The sequence below is a fragment of the Burkholderia sp. E168m15 genome (genome assembly GCF_016586105.1).
In the GTDB taxonomy this organism is placed as follows: domain Bacteria; phylum Pseudomonadota; class Gammaproteobacteria; order Burkholderiales; family Burkholderiaceae; genus Burkholderia; species Burkholderia orbicola.
This window is the reverse complement of record NZ_BCPO01000118.1, coordinates 1-16448: the sequence shown is the minus strand read 5'-3', so window position 1 is coordinate 16448 and position 16448 is coordinate 1. Positions and strand designations below refer to the sequence as shown.

21 protein-coding genes are annotated in these 16448 nt (G+C 65.5%); 9 read left to right on the top strand and 12 right to left on the bottom strand.

Features of this window, described 5'->3' with window-relative positions; genetic code table 11:
• Window positions 1-86: 86 nt before the first annotated feature.
• Complete coding sequence (locus tag JMF86_RS18870) at window positions 87-794, top strand: MgtC/SapB family protein (protein ID WP_006483946.1); 708 nt, start codon at window positions 87-89, stop codon at window positions 792-794.
• 48 nt (window positions 795-842) lie between these two features.
• On the opposite strand, the gene JMF86_RS18865 is transcribed toward JMF86_RS18870, so the two are convergent.
• Complete coding sequence (locus JMF86_RS18865) at window positions 843-1562, bottom strand: autoinducer binding domain-containing protein (RefSeq protein WP_011547409.1); 720 nt, start codon at window positions 1560-1562, stop codon at window positions 843-845.
• Between the two features lie 73 nt (window positions 1563-1635).
• On the opposite strand from JMF86_RS18865, the gene JMF86_RS18860 reads away from it, so the two are divergent.
• The 3 genes from JMF86_RS18860 (at window position 1636) to JMF86_RS18850 (ending at window position 3713) form a co-directional block, all read left to right on the top strand.
• The gene (locus JMF86_RS18860) at window positions 1636-2079 is read left to right on the top strand and encodes a DUF4902 domain-containing protein (protein ID WP_011547408.1); all 444 of its coding nucleotides are present in this window, start codon (window positions 1636-1638) and stop codon (window positions 2077-2079) included.
• A gap of 210 nt (window positions 2080-2289) precedes the next feature.
• On the top strand, window positions 2290-2898 hold the full coding sequence (locus tag JMF86_RS18855) for an acyl-homoserine-lactone synthase (protein ID WP_011547407.1): 609 nt from the start codon (window positions 2290-2292) through the stop codon (window positions 2896-2898).
• Window positions 2899-2948: 50 nt separating this feature from the next.
• Window positions 2949-3713 carry a hypothetical protein gene (locus tag JMF86_RS18850; protein WP_041489376.1) on the top strand — a complete coding sequence of 255 codons (765 nt, stop codon included), beginning with the start codon at window positions 2949-2951 and terminating at the stop codon, window positions 3711-3713.
• Between the two features lie 205 nt (window positions 3714-3918).
• On the opposite strand, the gene JMF86_RS18845 is transcribed toward JMF86_RS18850, so the two are convergent.
• A complete protein-coding gene (locus tag JMF86_RS18845; RefSeq protein WP_011547405.1) occupies window positions 3919-4209 on the bottom strand; it encodes a hypothetical protein in 291 nt (96 codons plus the stop codon).
• Between the two features lie 299 nt (window positions 4210-4508).
• On the opposite strand from JMF86_RS18845, the gene JMF86_RS18840 reads away from it, so the two are divergent.
• Window positions 4509-4895, top strand: a complete 387-nt coding sequence (locus JMF86_RS18840; RefSeq protein ID WP_041489375.1) for a VOC family protein — start codon at window positions 4509-4511, stop codon at window positions 4893-4895.
• Window positions 4896-4916: 21 nt separating this feature from the next.
• Here the strand turns inward: JMF86_RS18840 and JMF86_RS18835 are convergent, their stop codons facing one another.
• A complete protein-coding gene (locus JMF86_RS18835; protein ID WP_011547403.1) occupies window positions 4917-5486 on the bottom strand; it encodes a GNAT family N-acetyltransferase in 570 nt (189 codons plus the stop codon).
• A gap of 124 nt (window positions 5487-5610) precedes the next feature.
• The gene (ribA, locus tag JMF86_RS18830; protein ID WP_006480964.1) at window positions 5611-6261 is read right to left on the bottom strand and encodes a GTP cyclohydrolase II; all 651 of its coding nucleotides are present in this window, start codon (window positions 6259-6261) and stop codon (window positions 5611-5613) included.
• 176 nt (window positions 6262-6437) lie between these two features.
• On the opposite strand from ribA, the gene JMF86_RS18825 reads away from it, so the two are divergent.
• Entirely contained in the window at window positions 6438-6899 is a 462-nt protein-coding gene (locus JMF86_RS18825; RefSeq protein WP_006480963.1) for a CBS domain-containing protein, read from the top strand.
• A gap of 156 nt (window positions 6900-7055) precedes the next feature.
• On the opposite strand, the gene JMF86_RS18820 is transcribed toward JMF86_RS18825, so the two are convergent.
• On the bottom strand, window positions 7056-7385 hold the full coding sequence (locus JMF86_RS18820; protein WP_006480962.1) for a DUF4148 domain-containing protein: 330 nt from the start codon (window positions 7383-7385) through the stop codon (window positions 7056-7058).
• 512 nt (window positions 7386-7897) lie between these two features.
• Here JMF86_RS18820 and JMF86_RS18815 point away from each other — a divergent pair.
• A complete protein-coding gene (locus tag JMF86_RS18815) occupies window positions 7898-8296 on the top strand; it encodes a GreA/GreB family elongation factor (protein WP_006486027.1) in 399 nt (132 codons plus the stop codon).
• Window positions 8297-8473: 177 nt separating this feature from the next.
• Here JMF86_RS18815 and JMF86_RS18810 read toward each other — a convergent pair whose 3' ends face one another.
• A complete protein-coding gene (locus tag JMF86_RS18810) occupies window positions 8474-9562 on the bottom strand; it encodes a porin (RefSeq protein ID WP_006480960.1) in 1089 nt (362 codons plus the stop codon).
• Between the two features lie 586 nt (window positions 9563-10148).
• Here JMF86_RS18810 and JMF86_RS18805 point away from each other — a divergent pair.
• Window positions 10149-10520 carry a YXWGXW repeat-containing protein gene (locus JMF86_RS18805; RefSeq protein WP_011547402.1) on the top strand — a complete coding sequence of 124 codons (372 nt, stop codon included), beginning with the start codon at window positions 10149-10151 and terminating at the stop codon, window positions 10518-10520.
• 250 nt (window positions 10521-10770) lie between these two features.
• Here the strand turns inward: JMF86_RS18805 and JMF86_RS18800 are convergent, their stop codons facing one another.
• Window positions 10771-11157, bottom strand: coding sequence for a helix-turn-helix domain-containing protein (locus JMF86_RS18800; RefSeq protein WP_011547401.1), 387 nt, complete (start codon window positions 11155-11157; stop codon window positions 10771-10773).
• A 330-nt stretch (window positions 11158-11487) separates the two neighbouring features.
• On the opposite strand from JMF86_RS18800, the gene JMF86_RS18795 reads away from it, so the two are divergent.
• The gene (locus JMF86_RS18795) at window positions 11488-11964 is read left to right on the top strand and encodes a nuclear transport factor 2 family protein (RefSeq protein WP_011547399.1); all 477 of its coding nucleotides are present in this window, start codon (window positions 11488-11490) and stop codon (window positions 11962-11964) included.
• A 61-nt stretch (window positions 11965-12025) separates the two neighbouring features.
• Here the strand turns inward: JMF86_RS18795 and JMF86_RS18790 are convergent, their stop codons facing one another.
• From JMF86_RS18790 to JMF86_RS18770, 5 genes are all read right to left on the bottom strand, one after another.
• Window positions 12026-12637 (bottom strand): cysteine hydrolase family protein, encoded by a 612-nt coding sequence (locus JMF86_RS18790; protein ID WP_041489374.1) that lies wholly within the window; start codon window positions 12635-12637, stop codon window positions 12026-12028.
• A 177-nt stretch (window positions 12638-12814) separates the two neighbouring features.
• Window positions 12815-14065 (bottom strand): MFS transporter, encoded by a 1251-nt coding sequence (locus JMF86_RS18785; protein ID WP_041489373.1) that lies wholly within the window; start codon window positions 14063-14065, stop codon window positions 12815-12817.
• A 294-nt stretch (window positions 14066-14359) separates the two neighbouring features.
• A complete protein-coding gene (locus JMF86_RS18780) occupies window positions 14360-15007 on the bottom strand; it encodes a glutathione S-transferase family protein (RefSeq protein ID WP_201317106.1) in 648 nt (215 codons plus the stop codon).
• Window positions 15008-15257: 250 nt separating this feature from the next.
• Entirely contained in the window at window positions 15258-15713 is a 456-nt protein-coding gene (locus JMF86_RS18775; protein WP_011547395.1) for a MarR family winged helix-turn-helix transcriptional regulator, read from the bottom strand.
• Window positions 15714-15845: 132 nt separating this feature from the next.
• A partial coding sequence (locus JMF86_RS18770; protein ID WP_201317105.1) for a TolC family protein occupies window positions 15846-16448 on the bottom strand: 603 nt, incomplete at its 5' end.

Below are 16448 nucleotides of genomic sequence, written 5' to 3'. Positions count from 1 at the left end.
CGCGATGAGGGCTCGCGCCGCGTCGCCTTCGGCCTTGCGCCGCGGCGGCGCGTGCCGGCATGCGCTTCTTGCACGGCAGGACAACCATGACTTTCGATTTCGCACTTCGCCTTTTCACCGCGTTCGCCTGCGGCGTCGCCATCGGCCTCGAGCGCCAGATGCGCCAGCGCACGGCCGGCCTGCGCACCATCACGCTCGTCGCGAGCGGCGCGTGCCTGTTCGTCACGCTCGGCGTGCTGACCGGCAACGGCGTCGCGGGCGTCACGCAGATCGCCGCGTATGTCGTGTCGGGCGTCGGCTTTCTCGGCGGCGGCGTGATCATGCGCGACAAGGGCTCGATTCAGGGCATCAACACGGCCGCCACGCTGTGGTGCTCGGCCGCCGTCGGCGTACTGGCCGGCTCCGGCCACTACGTGCCCGCGCTCGCCGGCACCGGCGTCGTGCTGCTTACCAATACGGTGCTGCGCGGCGTCAGCCAGGCCATCAACGCGACGCCCGTCTCCAATGCCGATCTCGTGCGCGAATACCAGATCACCGTGATCTGCCTTGCCGCCGACGAAGTGCACATCCGCACGCTGCTGTCGAACGCGATGTATGCGAAGCCGCTGTCGTTCCAGAGCCTCACGAGCGAGGACGTGCCCGACCAGCCGGACCGGCTGAAGGTCACCGCGACGTTGAAGCTGCATCCGAAGGATCAGCAGAAGCTCGAGCAGATCGCGAGCCGGATGAGCATGGAGAAAAGCATTTCCAGCGTGAGCTGGACCGCGAAGGAAGCGGAGCCGATGATGGAGTGAGCCAAGTGGCGGCCGCCGCCTCCGGCGCCGCCGTCGCGTCACGTCACGTCAAGGTGTTTCGATGAGCCCCGCCGAGATCGCCTTGACGACCGCCTGGACCTTGTTGGTCGCGCCGAGCTTCTCGAGGATGTTGTTCACGTGGAAGTTGACCGTGCGCTCCGAGATGCTGAGGATCTGACCGATTTCGCACGCGGTCTTGCCCTCGGCCGTCCAGCACAGCACCTCGCGCTCGCGCGCGGTCAGCGTGACGCCCGCCGCCGGCGACAGCTTCGGCACCATGAAGCGGCTCATCAGCGAATGCGACAGGTTCGCGAGCCAGTTGGTCTGTAGCGTCAGCATGTTGATCTCGGCCGGCGTCAGCCGGTCGGCATGGCGGGCGATGCTCAACAGGCCGAATGCGCCGCGCGCCGCCCAGCTCGATTGCGCGACGCCCACCGACAGCCCGAAATCGCGCGCGTCCTGCCACAGCGGGCACGGGTCGATCCGGTCGACGTCCGGCCAGACGATCATGTTGGTGCTGAGCGCGCCGTCGCGAACCGTCGAGTCGATCTCGATGTAGTTCTGCGCCTGGTAGTGCGCCATCCAGCCGTCCGGATAGGTATTGAAGATCGCGACCGCGGGCTTCGAAACGGGCAGCGGTACGCGAATGCCGTAACAGCAGTATTCGAATCCGAGCCGCTTGGAATAGGCGGCGATCCGCTGGAAGAGCTGCTGCTCGTCTTCCGCGGCGCTGAATTGTTGGTAGGCATCCTGCCAGCGCAGTTCCATTCGTTCTCCGACAACGTCACGCTGTCATACTTGTCAGGTTCCAGCACCCGTTCGAGGCTGATACATTCCGCGCATGACTTCACCCTTGCTGCACCCTGTCCCCGGCCCGTCCCCGGACGGCTACGTACGCCTGTCAGAAGGCGCACTGGCCGCACTCGCGCTCGACCATGTCGCGAGCGGCCTCGACCCGTCGCTGCTGGCCGAACTGCGCGACAACGCGATCGACGCCCGCCTCGCCGGCTATACCGAATGGCATCGCCCGGCCGGTGCCGGCGTCGCCTACGTGACGGTCGGCTGGGACTGGTACCTCGAACGCGCAACGGGCACGTTCGTGATCGCGGGCGGCGACGTCCGCAGCAACGTGATGGCCATCGACGCCAGGGGCGCCGACATCGGCATGTTCCGCACGGCCGCCGCGCTCACCGCGCGGCTCGCCGCGATCGACTGGCCTGCCGCGGTCGCGTCGGCCCTGCTCGGGCGCGACGACGCCTATCATGCCGGCCCCACGCTCCAGTGACAACCGGCCGCGCATTCTTCCGACGATTTTGCCAGACTGGCGCTCTTTATAAATAAAAGCCGCCCGGTTTTCAATCCCGTCGATCAAGAAACCGCTACCACGTCCCGAATGGCGTCTTTACGTCGCCACCCTGTAAGAGTTACCAGTTACAGGCTCCTCGTGCCGCGCGCTGTAATGCACGCATATAAAAGCACAGATCCGAGGACATCCATGCAGACCTTCGTTCACGAGGAAGGGCGGTTGCCACACGAACTCGCGGCGGATCTCGGGCGCTATCGGCGCCGTGTGTTCGTCGAACAGCTCGGTTGGGCGCTCCCGTCGGCGAACGAAAGTTTCGAGCGTGACCAGTTCGATCGCGACGATACCGTGTACGTGTTCGCGCGAAACGCCGACGGTGACATGTGCGGATGTGCGCGCCTGCTGCCGACGACGCGCCCGTATCTGCTGAAGTCGCTGTTCGCCGACCTGGTCGCCGAGGACATGCCGCTGCCGCAATCGGCCGCCGTCTGGGAGTTGTCCCGATTCGCGGCGACCGACGACGAAGGCGGCTCCGGCAACGCGGAGTGGGCCGTGCGTCCGATGCTCGCGGCCGTCGTCGAGTGCGCGGCGCAGCTCGGCGCGCGGCAGCTGATCGGCGTGACGTTCGCGAGCATGGAGCGGCTGTTCCGCCGGATCGGCATACACGCGCACCGCGCAGGCCCGCCGAAGCAGGTAGACGGGCGTCTGGTGGTCGCGTGCTGGATCGACATCGATCCGCAAACGTTTGCTGCGCTAGGAATAGAGCCGGGGCAGACTACCCGGCAAGCTATCGCCGCCTGAGTTGGAACGCGCGTTCCACTCGGGCGGCATCGTAACGAAGGAGAACCAACGTGGATCAGTCTCAGGTCTTTCGCGCGATGATGCCCGGGTTGACGAGCGCCGGCGGCGCCCGCATCGCGGTCGCCTATCCGTCGTTTCCCAGGCCGTTGCCGCTCGTGCGGCTTGATCGTCGCGGGCTCGTGTTTCGTGCCGTCGGCGCCGCGCCGCTCGTGTGCGGGCTGCCGCGCCCGGCAACGCTGCTGGTCGCGGACGAGCCGCTGTGCTCGCTGCGCCTCGTGATCCGCGACATCGCCCCGGCCGGCGACGGCCGCCACGACCTGACGATGCAGCCGTCCGGCGCCGCCGGCGACGAATTGCTATGGCACGCATTGCGCGATCGCGAGCCGTACCGGCAGATTCGGCACCCGCTCGCGCCGGTCGCCCTGCCCGTCGCCACCGGCGGCGAACCGCAAGCGGCGGCCGCCGAAACCGCTGCGCGCCCGTCGCGCAGCGCGGCCTTCCGCCTGCCCAGCCATAGCGACGCGCTGTTCTTCGCGGACTGGCTCGAATATCACTTCGACGAACTGCGCGCGCTGTCGCAACAGCACGGGCCGCAACTGCAGCTCAATCAGCTCGAACGACAGGTCGACGATGATGAAGTCGGCGTGCGTTTCGTCTACGACATCGACGGGCACGCGACGCGGCACGCATTGACCGACTGCGCGCGCGAGGCATGTGCGTGGATCGAGACGGAGATGCGCAGCAAATACGCGCTGCCGGTCGCGCAAGAGCGGTTTGGCGCGTTTGCGGCGCATGCACGGGCCGGCGGCATGTGAATGCGGCCGTGCCGCGCGCCGCCACAAGGCTGGCCACGCGGCGGCAAGTTGTGCGGATGCAACGAGGGCTTGCAAACGTCCGGGTTTTCCCTTAAATTTACGTCTGTCTCCTCCATGTCTCCAAACATGGATTCAGCCCGCTCACAGCAGCGGGCTTTTTTATTGCCTAAATGATTTACGGGGCCACATCACCCTCCCCATCTGGCTAGCCTGCTGGACGCATACCAGTCGGTCGCAGCCAGTAGTGGTGTATCGCAAATATCAGCGCGACCGCGACGACAAGCGCCAGCAGCAGGTACAGCCGGCCCTTCCTGGTCGTCGGCAGGTCCGTCAGGGCACCGACGTCGCCCGTGAGCGCCGCCAACGCGACCATCGCCAGGCCGGCCAGCACCAACGTCCCCTTTGCCACCCATCCGAACGCGGCCTCCAGCCCGGCTGCCCATCGCGACTGGCGATAGGGTCCGGCAACTGGCCGGCGCAGATCAGGCTTACCCATTCGTCAACTCCCTACCGGCATGCGCGTGTCCGCGCATCGTGCGGCAAGCGCTGCCGGACGCATGAATTCGAATGTCTTGCTGACGAGTAGCCGCTGCGATGCGGAGTGCACACAGGATCGAAATGCGTCATGTTTTTCTTTCGCGAGACGAGGCTCGACACAATTCGATTCGCTTGGCCGGGCCGAATCGATATCGTTCGATACGGCCAGTATCGCCCGAAAGACGATCCGTTCGCCTCGCCCAATCGCGATCAGCCGGCTTATCATTGATCGGCCCGCCACTTCCCGTCGAGGTCATCTTGCACGCCCATCTGCGCATTGCTCGCCCGGTCAACAACCTCGCCCGCACCGAACGCATGTATCGCGACGGCCTCGATCTGTCGGTACTGGCGCGCTTCGAAGATCACGACGGCTTCTCCGGCGTGATGCTCGGACGCGAAGGCCTCGACTATCACTTCGAGTTCACACACTGCCCCGACCATCCGATCGCGCCGTCGCCGACGCCCGAGGACCTGATCGTGTTCTACCTGCCCGATCGTCCGGAATGGGAGGCCGCGTGCGAGCGCGTGACCGCACACGGCTTCATGCCGGTGACGTCGTTCAATCCGTATTGGGAAATTTCCGGCCAGACCTTCGAGGATGCCGACGGTTACCGGATCGTATTGCAGAACGGTACGTGGCGTTGACGGGCTGACACGCGTGAGCGGTTACACGGCGGCGTGGCTGCCGCAGCGGGCGACGTAAACGACGTGCCGTCGCAGTGCGTGCCCTTCCGGCAACGCGGGATGGTCGAAATCGCGCGCGGGCTGGCGCAGCATGCCGAGTCGCTGCATCACTTGTTGCGATCGCAGGTTGGTGTCGGCCGTCCACGCGAAGATCTCGCCGAGCCCGATCCGGTCGAACCCGTCGGCCAATGCGGCAACGGCCGCTTCGCCAATGTAGCCATGCCCCCACGCGTGGCGCGCCTGTCGCCACATGATCTCGACGCATGGCGCCATCGGATGCGTTGTGCGGGCCTCATACGACAGGCCGCAAACGCCGACCAGCAATGCATCGGCGCGACGCTCGACCGCCCATACACCGAAGCCGTGTGCATCGACATGCGCGTTGAAGCGCGCAATGACGTCACCCGCCTCGTCGATCGACATCGGACCGCACGCGAGCCACGCGGTCACGTCCGGATCCGCATGCATCGCTGATAACGCTTCCGCATCCGCAGGTCGCCAGCGGCGCAGCGTCAGGCGTTCGGTTTCGATTCTGGATGGCGTGATCGTCATGGAAATGCGAAACGGATAGACGGCGCGTGCAACGCAGATGACGTCACGAACGAAGGGAAAAGATCGCGATCGTCGCGTGTACCGGCAACGATCGGAACAACGGATGACGAGAAATGGGCTCGGGTTACTCGTTTTCCTCGAAGTAATGCCCGAACTTCGTCTGCTTCGTGCGGATATAACGCTCGTTTTCCTCACGCACGGGCACCGCAAGCGCCACGCGCTCGCAGACAGGAATGCCATGCTTCACGAGCGTATCGAACTTCTTCGGATTATTGCTCATCAGCCGCACCGACGTCACGCCGAGGATGCGCAGGATCGCAGCGGCCGAGTCGTATTCGCGAGCGTCGTCGGGGAGGCCGAGATCGAGGTTCGCCTCGACAGTGTCACGCCCCTGCTCCTGCAGCGCGTACGCGCGGATCTTGTTGCTCAGGCCGATGCCGCGGCCTTCATGGCCGCGCAGATACAGCAGCACGCCGCGGTCTTCGGCCGCGATGTAACGCAACGCGAGATCGAGTTGCTCGCCGCAATCGCAGCGGTACGAGCCGAACACGTCACCGGTCAGGCATTCGGAATGCAGCCGGGTCAGCACGGACTGCTCGCCCGTGACGTCGCCCATCACGAGCGCGAGATGTTCGGCATCGCTGCCCGATACGCGAAACGCGTATGACGTGAACGTACCGTAGCGCGTGGGCAGCGACGCCGTGGCGACGAGCGTCACGCACTCGTCGGCCTGGCCATTGCCCGGCGTGGGCGATTGGGGACGCGAAGACATCATGAATTCAATCGAAACTTCAGGAATGTAGGAGTTGTGTGGATGGTGCGTGACGGGAGTTTACCGCTAATCTGGAAACGTCACGCGACTGCCGCCGCCCGCCCGGCTATACTGGGCTCACCGGGTGACGCGCAGCACGCCCCGCCTGCCCTGCATCGACCTGCACACGGAGAAAGCGAATGAGTACGACTGTCGCGCAGATTCTCAAGGCCAAGCCGGATTCGGGCCGCACCATCTACACCGTCACGAAGTCCGATCTCGTCTACGACGCCATCAAGCTGATGGCGGAAAAGGGCATCGGTGCACTGCTGGTCGTGGACGGCGACGACATCGCGGGCATCGTCACCGAACGCGACTACGCGCGCAAGATCGTCCTGCAGGACCGCTCGTCGAAAGCCACCCGCGTCGAGGAAATCATGACGGCGAAGGTGCGCTACGTCGAACCGTCGCAATCCACCGACGAGTGCATGGCGCTGATGACCGAGCACCGGATGCGCCACTTGCCCGTGCTCGACGGCGGCAAGCTGGTCGGTCTCATCTCGATCGGCGACCTCGTGAAGAGCGTGATTGCCGATCAGCAGTTCACGATCAGCCAGCTCGAACACTATATCCACGGCACGCCTACCGTCACGTCCGCCTGATCCGCGCAGCAAAAAAGGCCCAAACGCGTGAGCGTCTGGGCGGAAAGCCGCCGGCATGCGGCGACGGAGGTTCTGCTCCTGCGGACGGACGACGCGCGCAGTTCGCGCGTCTCGTCAATTCAGCGGTGCGCTCGGGCAGACCGGGGGGATGTTCAATCAGTTACCGAAGTACACCGAATTCACGGGATTCGGCGCGTCCCGCGTCACGCGGCGGCCGCCTTGCGCGGCACCCGTCGCCACGGCACCGTAGCCGCTCGTATCGGCTTGCGCGAGCATCGGCTGATTGGGCTGGATGCGCTGCTCGGCAGCCTGGATGTCGCTCGGATATTGCGAATCGCTCGCCAGCGGCTTGTACCCGTTCTGCTCGAGCTGCACGAGTTCGGCCTTGACCTGAGCGCGGGTCAACCCCTGCTCGGACTGTGCGAACGATGCAATCGGAGTGGCAAGGACGGATGCGGCGATGGCTGCGTAGATGATCGACTTCATGATTTACCTCCGGAATATGTTCTCTTTTGACGTCGCCTCGGCAGGAACTGTCTGAAGCGAATGAATTTAGTGTAGTGCGCGCCACTCCAAGGGGAAACCCTTAGTTTGAACATACAGCGTTGCATTTTTGGAAAAAATCGCCCACTGTTTCCGGACAGGGTCGTCGCGACTTGCTTCATCTACACAACAATCGCTGACGAAACGCCAACAACCCGATCACATGTCTGGAAGGTTGTGTTGTAGAATCGTAAGGTTTTATTCGCCAGTCGATATTCCGTCCACCATGTACGCGCTCACGCCCCTTTCGGTTTCGCCGTCCGGCCCGGCCGCCGTGCGCGTGCGCGCCGGCCAGCCGGCGCATTCCCTCGCTCGACGCACGGCCCAGGCGCCGCTCGCCCCTGCCCGGCGCCTGATCTGACCGCTCGGTCTCCACCCGGAGCCAGGTTAGACAGGCTCCGGGCGATCCTCATAGGCACGCCACGCCTGCCCCGCCGATCATTTGGAGAACCACCATGAAACAACGCCTTTACCAGCTGACCGAACTCGATGTCGCTCGCCTCGAAAAACACGCCGAGCACAACCCGCGCTTCCAGACGATGCTCGACACGCTGCTCGAACGCGCCGATATCGTCCAGCCCGACGCCATCAAGGCGAACGTCGTCACGATGAACTCGCAGATCACGCTGCTCGACGAAGCGACCCAGGAACAAGCCACGTGGACGATCGTTTATCCGGACGCCGCCAACCTCGAACTCGGTCGCCTGAACGTCTTTTCGCCGGTCGGCATGGCGTTGCTCGGCACTCAACGCGGCCAGATGGTCAAGGTGATGCAGCCGAGCGGCGCCGAAAAACTGATGAAGGTTGCCGCGATCGTGTTCCAGCCGGAAGCCAACGGCGAATACACGCGTTGAGCCGCCGGTCGACCCGCGCCGCGCCATACGCGCGCAGAACGAAAAAAGCGAGGCACCGGCCTCGCTTTTTTGCATCCGGACGATCCGGATTGCCGGCATCGCACTCGGCAGACGAAAAAAAGGCGCCCGAAGGCGCCTTTTTTGATGCTGCGAAGCGGGTTACCCCGCCCGTCACGCTTAGAAGCGGTGACGCAGACCAACCGTTGCTGCGGTTTGGTTGACCGACGAGCTCGATGCCGTCGTGTTGTCGCCGTTGTAGATGCCCGTGCCAACGATGTTGTTGCCCTTCGCGCCACGCTGGTACACAGCTTGTGCGTACACGTCGGTGCGCTTCGACAGCGCGTAGTCAGCTTGCACGCCGAACTGGTTCCAGTGCGAGCTGCCGTTGTTGACCTTCGCGTTCGTGTACGTGTAAGCAGCACCCAGGCCGAGAGCCGGCGTCAGGTTGTACTTTGCGTTGACTTCGTAGTTGTCAGCGCGCAGCGTCGGAACGCCAGCAGCTTGGTTGTCGATACGCGATTGCGTCCATGCAGCGCCGACTTGTGCCGGGCCGAATGCGTAACCAGCAGCAGCACCGTACGTACGGACACGGCCTTGGCCACCCAGCGTCGATGCGCCGTTCGTGTTGGTACCGTCACCCAGGTTTGCTTGCGAGTATGCTGCACCCAGCTTCAGACCTTGGAACTGGTACGACAGACCGCCGCTGTATGCGCGGTTGTTGCCGAAGTTCGTGTTGTTCGAGAACGAGTACGTACCGCCGAATTGCAGGCCAGCGTAGTTAGCGCTCGTGTACTTGATCGAGTTGTTCAGCGCGACGTCGCCGTTCGTGCTCAGACGGTCGTTGTTCAGCGGGTGCGCGAAGTACGTGCCGCCCCACGAGCCCGTTGCCGTCAGCGGCGCCAGGTAGTCTTGCGTTGCGTCATACTGCTTACCCAGCGTGACCGTGCCGTACTGGCTCGACAGGCCGACGAAAGCTTGGCGGTTGAACATGCCGCCGTTGCCGTTTGCGAAGCGGCCGTTACCGATGTTGAAGCCGCTTTCCAACGTGAAGATTGCCTTCAGGCCGCCACCGAGGTCTTCCGAACCACGCAGACCGAAACGGCTTTGGTCGATGCCCGAGCCCATCGACCACAGCGACTTGCCGCCGACGTTGCTTTGGTAGGTGATGCCTGCGTCCAGCACGCCGTACAGCGTGACGCTGCTTTGCGCGTGAGCGACGGTAGCAAACGATGCTGCAGCTGCTGCAACGATCAGAGTCTTGTTCATTCGTGGAGCTCCCTTCTAAAAAGAGGCAGGTCTCGCGACCTTGTTCATAAACGGTCTGCAACCGCCCGGGAGCGCCATCGGTCCTGCTGGCGGCGCCCGGATAGTTGCCCGTTTGGGAACCGTGAGTTTAGGGGTGTACCCTAGGGGAGCGATCCGCAAATAAAGAAATAAGCTTTTCCAGAACTAGAAATAATGAAAGTGGGGCCGCGTCATAAGTATTTGTTTTAACGCTTGTTTTTGACTTCTTGACGAGGGCTTTTTGGAGGCTTTCATCGCACCATTCTTTCATGTCATCGTCTTGACGGTTGCATAGAAACAACAAGCGGATTCGGTTCAGCACCCCGAAATCGGAAATTATTACCCGATTCAATCTCAAATATTGGCCATCCCGCATCTAAAACGTCGCCCTCGACCGGTAAACAGGAGCGACGCCTGCGCCACGGCGAGATCCCGTCAGCCGTCAGAAAGGGAAAAGGCGGCTCGCGCCTGCCGTGACACGCGGTAACAGCCTTAACCGCCCGCGTAACCCGGTAAGCGTACCGGCAGGCTAATGTAAGGCAGCCTCGAATACAGAACAGGAACCGCCATGAATCGACGCTCGTTGCTGCGCGCCATCGGATTGACCGCCGCCTTCGTCGGCACCGGCTGGCTGCGCGCCGCCGCGGCCCAGCCCGCCCCGCCCGGGTACCGGCCCGCCGGCCCGAACCATGCCCCCGGCCGGCCGCCCTATGCGGATCGGCCGCGCTTCGCGCCGCCGGCGGCACGCCACGACCGTCGCCCGCCACCACCACGGCCGCACGGCTATATATGGACGGACGGCTACTGGCGCTGGCAGCGCGGCCGCTATATATGGGTGTCCGGTCGCTGGGTCGCGCGGCGCCCCGGGCGCCGCTGGGTGCCCGGCTACTGGCGCCGCCAGGGGTCGGTCTGGATCTACGTCGACGGTTCGTGGCGGTAAGCGGCGGCTCGGCTTCGGCCAATGAAGCGTCCGAGCGGAACGGCGCGCGAGAACCGCCGCCGTCCGCGGCACGGAATCATGCGCTACGGCAGGGGTGCCCGGTCAACCTGTCGTCGGGCCGCCCATTTCGACGACATCCTTCGGATAACGAAGTCACGCGATGGCGATGCGAATGCATCCGGCCATGCTTCGACCCATCGCGCTCATCTGCCGCACATCGTCAGTCAGCGAACCGATGCGTGCGCCGCGCTCAGTGTCCGCCCTCTTCCAGCTCACGCGCCCGACGGCGCGCCGCGCAGATCGCGCGATGATGTTCGTCGGCCCACCGGATCATCGCCTGCATCGGCGTCAGGAACGAACGGCCGAGGTCGGTCAACGCATATTCGACACGCGGCGGCACCTCGGCGAACAGCGTGCGACTGACGAAGCCGTCCTGTTCGAGCCGCTTCAGCGTGCGCGACAGCATCTGGTTCGACACATCGCCGATCGCGCGACCGAGTTCGTTGAAGCGCATCGTTCCGCCCGCCAGCGCCTCGAGCACGAGCAGGCTCCACTGGTCGCCGATGCGGTCGAGCACATCGCGGATCGGGCACGGCTGATCGAGTTCGACGGATTCGTCGGCGGACGGAAGCGGCATGACGGGAGTCTCTTTCACGGGCGATGCACGGTCACCGCGGCGTGACCTGTTCACACCGCGGTGACTTCTTGTGACGGGTTCGCGGCAACTGTACCATTCGATCGGCCCGACAGCCGCTCCGGATTCGCCAGTTCAACGAAGCATGACGATGCCGCGCGGCCTCGCCATCCCGGCACCTGCAACCTCATGGTCCGGTCGGCGAAACCTTCGTGCCGATACGACATGCATCCCGCGGCCAAGCCGTCATCGCCCGCGGGTCGTCGCGACTCGCGCAACACCCGGTAGCGCTCGCGCATCCGCCCACGAATCGTCAACCAAGGAAAACGCTACATGCCTTCGTTCCGCTCCCCCGTTCGCGCCGTTGCCGCGTTCGTCTTGCTGGCCGCATCGACGGCCGCGCTGGCCACCGGCCCGGCCACGCGCGACCTCGCCGCCGAGGAAGCCAACCGCCAGCTCGTGCTGACGTTCTACGACCGCTTCTTCAACCGGCACGAAGCGGTCGAGGCCGCCGCCGTCGTCGCGGACGACTACAAGCAGCACAACCCGCACGTGCCGGACGGCAAGCAGCCGTTCGTGTCGTACTTCGTCGGCGCGTTCCAGAAGAGCCCGGCATCACGCGCGCGCATCGTCCGCAGCGCGGCCGACGGCGACCTCGTCTACCTGCACGTGCATGCGACCGAGCGTCCGGGCGATCGCGGCGAAGCGGTGGTCGACATCTTCCGCGTGAAGGACGGCAAGATCGTCGAACACTGGGACGTGATCCAGCCGGTACCCGAAACGTCCGCGAACCGGAACACGATGTTCTGAAGCACGGAGCCCGCGCATCGGGCGGCCGCCGGACTGGGCCGACCGACGCGCGAACCCGGCGTCACACGACGCCGAGCGCCAGCACCTGCTCGGTCGTCAGCACGTCGCCGAACGTGTCCGACAGCGCGGCCAGCGTCGCACGATGGAGGTCGCGGTGCGGCACCGTACCGCCGTCCGCGACGTCGAGGTCGCGCGTGGCGCATGCATCGTCGACGACGATCACCGCATAGCCGAGCGGCACCGCATCGCGTGCCGCGCCGGCCACGCACGCATGCGTCATCAGGCCGGTGACGATCAGCGTGTCGATGCCGGCCGCCTTCAGCCGCGCATCGAGGTCCGTCGTCGGGAATACGCTCACCGACGTTTTCTTCACGACTGCGTGATGCGGTGCCGGCTGCAGGTCCGAGTGAAAGCGGAAGCCGTCGCTGCCGTCGGCGAAGATCGGGCTGTCGGCCGTACCGACGTGCTGGACGTGAAACACCGGAATGCCCGCGCGGTCGGCGAACGCGATCACGCGCCGCGCATTGCCCAGTGCACGAGGCCCGTCCGGAATCGGCAGCCGGCCGCTGAAGTATTCGTTCTGGAAATCGATCACCAGCAGCGCGGTGCGGGCGGCGGCGATCGACGTCGGCGCGCTCGCGCCGGCCAGGGTACGGATGGTCGGATGTTGCATGGCATGCTCTCTCGGTTGGCACATTGATGGAACGGCACGCCGGGCCAGCCGGCGCCGCCGCACGCAGCCCGGAACCTCTCCGGCCGCGACGCGCCAGTGTCGGGCCGCGCGGCATGATGCGACAGCGGCGCGCGGGACAACGTCCGACAGGATCGGGCCAACGTGCGTGTGAGCCGCCTACGACAACACGGCCGTTCGCGCGCCCGGCCGCGTGCGGCCGTACGCAGCCATCATCGCGAAACTGAGCAGGAAACCCGCGCCGCCGATCAGCAGCAAGCCGGTCTCGCCGAATACGGGCAGCAGGTTCGTCAACGCGCCCGTCACGACCCACGCGACCGCCATCACCGATCCCGCGACGCCGAGCGCCCAGCCCTGCCGATCGTCGCTGACGGCATCGGAAAACGCCGTATACATCGTCGTGTACGCCACCATGTCGAAGCAGCCGACGACCATCGCGAGCGCCCACAGCACCGGTTCGTGCGGAAACAGCGCGGACAGGATCTGGCCAAGGCCGGCCACCAGCAGGCCCGTCTTCGCGATATCGATCACGCGCCACACGCGCAGCATCAGCCGTACGACGCACAGCAGGCCGAACACGAAGCAGAGGCCGATCACGCCGCTGAACAATCCGAGCCGCGCGCTCGTATAGCCGAATTTCGCCTGCAACAGCAGCATGATGGTCTGCAGGTAAAGCCCGTAGCCGACCTGCATCAGGAAGAACACCACCGACAGGAACGCGACGTCGCGCTGACGCGCGGCCTCCACGATGATCCGCAGCGGCAGCAGCGGATCGATACGCGTATCGCCGCGCGGCGCGGCGGAATCGCGATACGCCGCCCAGGTCCAGCACGCGCAGATCAGCGACAACGCGGCGACCAGCATGAACGGCGTGCCGTAGTCGAACAGCGGCGAGATCGTCCGGTCGGACGTGACGCCGCCGAGTACCGGGCCGACGATCACACCCGCGCTGAACGCGAGCGACATGATGCTCATGTTGTACGCCTTCGTGTCGGACGTGCTGAGATCGGTGATGGCCGCCTGCGCGATGCCCTGGCAACCGGCCATCAGGCCGGTGAGCCCGCGGCCGGCCAGCAGCAGCGCGACGCTGGCATGCCACGCGCCGGCCGCCATCATCGCGTAGCCGGCCGCGAGGCCGAGCACGCACAGCAGCAGGACCCGGCGGCGGCCGTAGCGATCGGACAGCTCGCCCATCAGCGACGAACCGAAGAACATGCACAGCGGGTAGATCCCGTAGCCGAGGCCGAGATAGAAATTGCGCGCGTGCACGCCGGCGTCGGCCGGCAGGATGCCCGCGTGCGGGTCGCTGAAAATAGCGGACATCATCGGATAGACGAGCCCGAACCCCATCGCGTCGAGCGCGATGGCGAGCAGGCAGGGGCCGAGCAGCTTGTAGTCGAGCCGGGACATGGCGACCTTCCGGACAGAGTGGATGATCGCCCAAGCGTAATGATCGGGCCGCTGCCGCGGTAGGCCGGCGGCCGCGATGCTAAGCATCGGCTCTCCAGCTAGTCATGCGTCTGTACGGCCCGGGGTGGCGGCCATACGCCATATCGTCATCGATTCACGGCCACGCTACACCGATCGAGCTGCGCAAATATCACGCATTCGAGACGCTTACGACGAAGGAGAACGATGTTTCCCGGCCGGCGGGCAGCGGGCGGCAGGCGCCCGCACCGTCCATGCGGCGCGGGCAATGCGATCTCAATGCGCCGCCTCGGCCACTGGCGCGCGGCAGGCGATCAGGCCTCGTTGCACGGCCGGCCGCGCGGCGATCTCGGCAAGCCAGCGCTCGACGTGCGGGAAGCCGGCAACGTCGAGATCGAGCTCGCCCGCTGTGCGCAGCCACGGAAACGCGGCGATGTCGGCGATCGAATACCGCGACGACGCGAGATACGCCAATTCCGACAAGCGAGCGTTCACGACGCCGTAGAGACGCAGCGCCTCCTTCCGGTAGCGGTCGATCGCTTCCGCGTTGCCCGTCTTCGATGCATGCAGGAACCACCACAACTGGCCGAGCATCGGCCCGATCCCGCCGATCTGGAAATGCAGCCATTGCTGGACCGCCGTGCGCTCGGCGAGCGTGTCAGGCTGCAGGCAGCCCGTCTTCTCGGCGAGATAGCCGAGGATCGCGCCGGATTCGAATACGGCCAGTCCCGTATCGTGGTCGACGATGGCCGGGATCTTGCCGTTCGGATTGATCGCGAGATACGCCGGACTGCGCTGCTCGCCGGCGGACAGATTCACCCGCACGCGATCGTGTGCGAGCCCGGCCTCTTCCAGGTAGATCGCGATCTTGTGCCCGTTCGGCGTGTCGGCCGTATAGAACGTGAGGGAGTGCGTCGAGGTCATGTCGGTCCTTGTCGTCGGGTTGTCGTTGCAACTACAATCGTTGCAATTGCAATCCTATGCCGGAATCGATGTCGCCGGCGACATGCCAGTACTCGAAGGAGGGACATGCAGACGGCGCGACCCGGTCCGCCCGTGCGGACACCCGATACCCGCCGCGCCGCGTCAGCCTGCCTCGAACGGCTGACGACGCGGCGGCTCGCGCCGCCGGGCGCGGCGGTGTCAGCGTTCGGCGCGCCGTGTGCCGGATACGTTACTTCGCGTCGGCCGCCGCGTCGCGCGCGGCAGCGGTCGCACGGTCAAGCGCGGTGATCATCACCGTCCGGTCCTTGCTGGTGAACTGGTCGAGAAATAGCTCGGCGACCGTCGACTGATACACCTTCCACATCTTCTTGCGCAGCGCCCGCCCCTTGTCGGTGATGCTCGCGAACGCGGCGCGGCCGTCGTCCGCCGAGCGCGTGCGCGTAACGAGCCCCTCCTGTTCGAGCCGGTCGACGAGCCGCGTCAGGTTGTAGCGCTCGATCGCGAGCACGTCGGCCAGTTCGTGCATGCGGCGCGTGCCGTCGGGGCCGCTTTCGAGCCCCCACAGGGCGTCGTACCACGCGTACGCGGGCAAGCCAGCCGCCGCGAGGCGACGCTCGATCTCGCGAATCATCGTCCGATGCGCGCGGACGAACGAGAACCACAGATCGGGTTCGGTTGCGTTCATGTCGGGGCGTTCCTCTCGCTTGATTGCAGTTGCAATCAAATTTTACCGCGAGAACGATAGCCCTCTCGTGCGATCGCCATCGTCGCCTTCCCCGCCGCCCGCCGAGCGTGTCGTCGCGCCGCGCCACTCACGCTACTGCCCCGACCGAGCGAGCGGACCTGGCGTGCCCCGCTCCGTGCCCGACGGCCAGCCGCCCGCGAGCGCCTTGTACAGCGCGACCGTCGATGCGGCGCTGCGCATCCGCCCGTCGGCCGCCGCATCCTGTGCCTGCAGCAGCGTCCGCTGCGCGTCGAGCACTTCGTAGTAGTCGATCGCGCCGGCCGAGAAACGCGCCTGCGCGAGCTGCGCCGCGCGTGCGCTGTCGTCGGCCGCACGCACGAGGTGCGCGGTCTCGTCACGCGTGCGGGCGACACGCAGCAACGCGTTCTCGGTTTCCTCCAGCGCGCCGAGCACGGTCTGCCGATACTGTGCAAGCTGGCCGGCCGCTTCCGCGTCGCTCGCGGCGATCCGCGCACGCACGCGGCCGACATCGAGGAACGACCAGTCGATGCCGAGCGCGATCAGGTTGGTATCACTGCCGGCGCGGAAAAACCCGTAGCTGCTCGTCGCGCTACCGAGCAGCCCCGACAGCGTGAAGCGCGGGAACAGGTCGGCGGTCGCGACGCCGACGCGCGCGGTCGCCGCGTGCAGCCGCGCCTCGGCGGCCGCGACATCGGGGCGGCGGCGCAGCAGGTC